Source organism: Mycobacterium sp. TH-M11, from assembly GCF_057473725.1.
On sequence record NZ_JBYCLD010000248.1, the window covers coordinates 1 to 4,327 of the forward strand.

General features: G+C 66.1%; 2 protein-coding genes and 1 pseudogene. 2 read left to right on the forward strand and 1 reads right to left on the reverse strand.

Annotated features, from left to right (window positions below; translation table 11 throughout):
• On the forward strand, window positions 1–525 hold a 525-nt coding region (locus tag AC2VOG_RS10370; RefSeq protein WP_486939810.1), incomplete at its 5' end, for a DNA glycosylase AlkZ-like family protein.
• Window positions 526–536: 11 nt separating this feature from the next.
• Here AC2VOG_RS10370 and uvrA read toward each other — a convergent pair.
• A complete protein-coding gene (gene uvrA, locus AC2VOG_RS10375; protein ID WP_486939811.1) occupies window positions 537–3,455 on the reverse strand; it encodes an excinuclease ABC subunit UvrA in 2,919 nt (972 codons plus the stop codon).
• A 137-nt stretch (window positions 3,456–3,592) separates the two neighbouring features.
• On the opposite strand from uvrA, the pseudogene AC2VOG_RS10380 reads away from it, so the two are divergent.
• A pseudogene (locus AC2VOG_RS10380) lies at window positions 3,593–4,327 on the forward strand (hypothetical protein); the annotation flags it as partial.

Genomic DNA, 4,327 nt, shown 5'->3' on the forward strand with positions numbered 1-4,327 from the left:
GATGACCTGCCGATCATTCAGTCCGCCGCCAGCAATCGGGTTGCCGCCAATGAACATCGTCGACTTGTCGCCGACGTCAAATGGTGGTTCGGCACCACGTTGACGGCTGCCCGAAAGGCGTTGAGCGATATCGGGGCTGTGGAGGTCGTCCTGGGTTCCGGAGCGGGTTATGTGCTTCCTGACGATCTGGAGATCGAGCCCGAGGTCGCGCCGTCGGCAGCGCTGCTACCGGGCCTCGATGTCACCACGATGGGTTGGCTCGACCGCGACTGGTATCTCGGCGAACACCGCGGTCAGGTGTTCGACCGCAACGGCAATGCCGGGCCCACCGCCTGGTGGAACGGACACGTGGTGGGCGGGTGGTATCAGGACCACGAGGCGCACGTCCAAGTGCAACTCCTGGAGGATCCCGGCCGCGACGGGCGGCGAGCGTTGCAGCGGCGAGCCACCGAGCTCACGTCGTGGCTCGACGGCGTCCGCATCAACCCGCGCTTCCCGTCGCTGTTGTCGAAATCCGGGACGTGAGGCCGCCAGGCTCAAGCACTGACTTTGCGGCGCTTGGTCGCTCGCTTCGTGGCGCCGGCTGACCGCTTGTTGCCGGCGGCGAGTATTTCCGCGAGGAACTTGCCGGTGTAGCTCTCCGGCACCGCCATGACGTCCTCTGGTGTGCCTTCGGCGACGATGGTTCCGCCGCCGGCGCCGCCCTCGGGACCCATGTCGATGACCCAGTCCGAGGTCTTGATCACGTCCAGGTTGTGCTCGATGACGATGACGGTATTGCCTTTGTCGACAAGCCCGTTGATGACATCGAGCAGCTTGCGGATGTCTTCGAAGTGCAGGCCCGTGGTGGGCTCATCGAGAATGTAGACGGTGCGACCGGTGGAGCGCTTCTGCAACTCCGAGGCCAGCTTGACCCGCTGCGCTTCACCCCCGGACAGCGTCGGCGCCGGCTGGCCCAGCCGCACGTAGCCCAGCCCGACGTCGACCAGCGTGCGCAGATAGCGGTGGATGCTGGTGATCGGCTGGAAGAACTCCGCGGCTTCTTCGATCGACATGTCGAGCACTTCGGAAATGGTCTTGCCCTTGTAGTGCACCTCGAGGGTCTCGCGGTTGTACCGGGCGCCGTTGCACACCTCGCAGGGCACGTACACGTCCGGCAGGAAGTTCATCTCGATCTTGATGGTGCCGTCTCCGGTGCATGCCTCGCAGCGACCGCCCTTGACGTTGAACGAGAACCGGCCCGGCTGATAGCCACGCACCTTGGCCTCGGTGGTCGCGGCGAACAGCGTGCGGATCTTGTCGAAGACCCCGGTGTAGGTGGCCGGGTTGGACCGCGGGGTACGACCGATCGGCGACTGGTCGACCCGGACCAGCTTGTCGACGTGGTCCAGCCCGGTGACGCGGGTGTGCCGGCCCGGGACATGGCGAGCGCCGTTGAGCCGATTGGCCAGCACCGAGGCCAGGATGTCGTTGACCAACGTCGATTTGCCCGAACCCGAGACTCCTGTCACCGAGGTCAGCACACCGAGCGGGAACGCCACGTCGATGCCGCGCAGGTTGTGTTCGTTGGCGCCCACCACAGTGAGCTGACGTTTCTTGTCCACCGAACGCCGAATCGTCGGGGCCGCGATGCTTTGCTTGCCGGACAGGTAGGCGCCGGTGATCGATTCCTTGTTGGTCAGCAGGTCGGCGTAGGTGCCGCTGTGCACGATGTGGCCGCCGTGCTCACCCGCGCCCGGACCGATGTCGACCACCCAGTCGGCGTGCGCGATGGTGTCCTCGTCGTGCTCGACGACGATCAGGGTGTTGCCCAGATTCCTTAGGCGAGTGAGGGTTTCGATCAGCCGGCGATTGTCCCGCTGGTGCAGACCGATCGACGGCTCGTCGAGCACGTAGAGCACCCCGACCAGGCCGGAGCCGATCTGGGTGGCCAGCCGGATCCGCTGCGCCTCGCCACCGGACAACGTGCCCGCCGCCCGGGATAACGACAGATATTCCAGCCCCACGTCGAGCAAGAAGCCCAGCCGCGACTGGATCTCCTTGAGTACCTGGCCCGCGATCGCCTGCTCGCGGGTGCCCAGCGTGAGCCCGTTGAGAAACTCGGCGCAGTCGGAGATGGAGAGCTCGCAGACCTGTGCGATCGACTTCGTGCCCTGCTCCCCCGCGGCCAGGGTTACCGCCAGGATCTCCGGTTTGAGCCGCGTGCCGTTGCACACCGGGCACGGAACGTCCCGCATGAAGCCCTCGTAGCGCTCCTTCATCAGCTCGGACTCGGTCTGATCCAGCTTGCGCTCCAGGAACGCCAGCACGCCCTCGAAGTCGGCGTAATAAGACCGGGTGCGGCCGTAGCGGTTGCGGTATTTGACGTGGACCTGCTCGTCGCAGCCCTCCAGAATGGCCTTGCGCGCCTTGACCGGAAGCTTGCGCCACGGGGTGTCGACATCGAAGCCCATGGATTCACCCAGGCTCGCCATCATTCTCGTGAAGTACTCCGAAGTGTGGCCCATCGACCAGGGCGCCACCGCACCCTCGGCCAGCGTGCGATCCGGGTCGGGCACCACCAGATCGGGGTCGACTTCTTTGCGGATGCCCAGACCGACGCACTCCGGGCAGGCGCCATAGGGCGAGTTGAACGAGAACGACCGCGGCTCCAGGTCGTCGACGGCCAGCGAGTGACCGTTCGGGCAGGCCAGTTTCTCGGAGAACCGCTGCTCGCGGTTATGGGCGTCGTGGTCCTGGTCGACGAACTCCAGCACCACGATGCCGTCGGCCAGGTTCAGCGCGGTCTCGACCGAATCGGTGAGCCGCTGCTTCGCGCTGGCCTTGACGGTCAGGCGGTCCACCACCACCTCGATGTCGTGCTTTTCCTGCTTCTTCAGCTTCGGCGGATCGGTCAGCGGATGCACCACGCCGTCGACCCGGACGCGGCTATAGCCCTGCGCGTTGAGTTTTTCGAAGAGGTCGGCGAATTCGCCTTTGCGGGTCCGCACCACCGGCGCGAGCACCTGGAAGCGGGTTCCTTCGGGCATGACCAGCACCTGATCGACGATCTGCTGCGGAGTCTGGCGGGCGATCCGCTCACCGCAGACCGGGCAATGCGGTGTGCCGGCCCGGGCATAGAGCAGCCGCAGGTAGTCATAGACCTCGGTGATGGTCCCTACCGTCGACCGCGGGTTGCGGTTGGTCGACTTCTGGTCGATCGACACCGCCGGGGACAAGCCCTCGATGAAGTCGACGTCCGGCTTGTCCATCTGCCCGAGGAACTGCCGGGCGTACGCCGACAGCGACTCGACGTAGCGCCGCTGCCCTTCGGCGAAAATCGTGTCAAACGCCAGCGACGACTTCCCCGAGCCCGACAGCCCCGTGAAGACGATCAACGCGTCGCGGGGCAAATCAAGATCGACGCTGCGCAGATTGTGCTCGCGCGCACCCTTGACGATCAGGCGATCAGCCACCCGGCCCCTTTCTGAGCGCTCACTGGACAGGTCGTTTCTCATGCTATGTGCCCACACCGACAAGCGATCGGCGGCCGGTGACGTCAGACGCCAACCGAGGGAACGAATCGTGAGCCCGGTGTGCAAGGGTGGCCGTCGTGACCGAACCAGTCGATCCGATGCAAGCCCTGGCGACAATCCTGGCCTAACACGGCCCGTTACCCGAGGACGACATCGCACGTCGGCTGCAGGAAGCCGGCGTGACCGATTCCGATGCCGTCCTGGACGCCCTTCACCTTGGAATTGATTGTCGGGCAGCGCAATTAGACGACGACCGGTGGGTGTGGCTGCCTGCGCTGCTGGCCGGGCGAGTATTCAGCCACCGGGTTGGCGCGAACGAGGCAGTCGATCCGGGCGGGGCGCTGCTGTTGGAGCCGGGCACACTGGCGGCGTTGGGGGTCGCCGCGGGCGATCTGGTCGGGCTGCGGCTGACCACAGCCGGCCTCGCCTTGGAGCGGGTCGGCACGCCCCCCTCCGGCGCGGACGCGGGCGTAGGCGCGCTGCTGGCGGACACGCTCGACGCCGACGAGCCGAGGTTCTTTCCCGAGGCGGTCTGGACCGCGTGCGTCGAAGATCCGGCGTTGTTCGCCCAGCCGCTGGCGCCGCTACGCGAGATCGCCGACCACCACGGTCTGGCGCATCGAGGCGATTGGCTGGCGCCCGCCGGCTTCGACTTCGACGCGTGGGACCTCGACCGCGGATGCGCGCTGCTGGCCAGCCGCCACGATCTTGATCCCGACGACGCATTCGCGCTGTTTATGCTGATCAAACTGCACGAGCAAATGGAACTGACGCTGCTCAGCGTCGACCCGGACGAGCCGCTGAAGGACGCG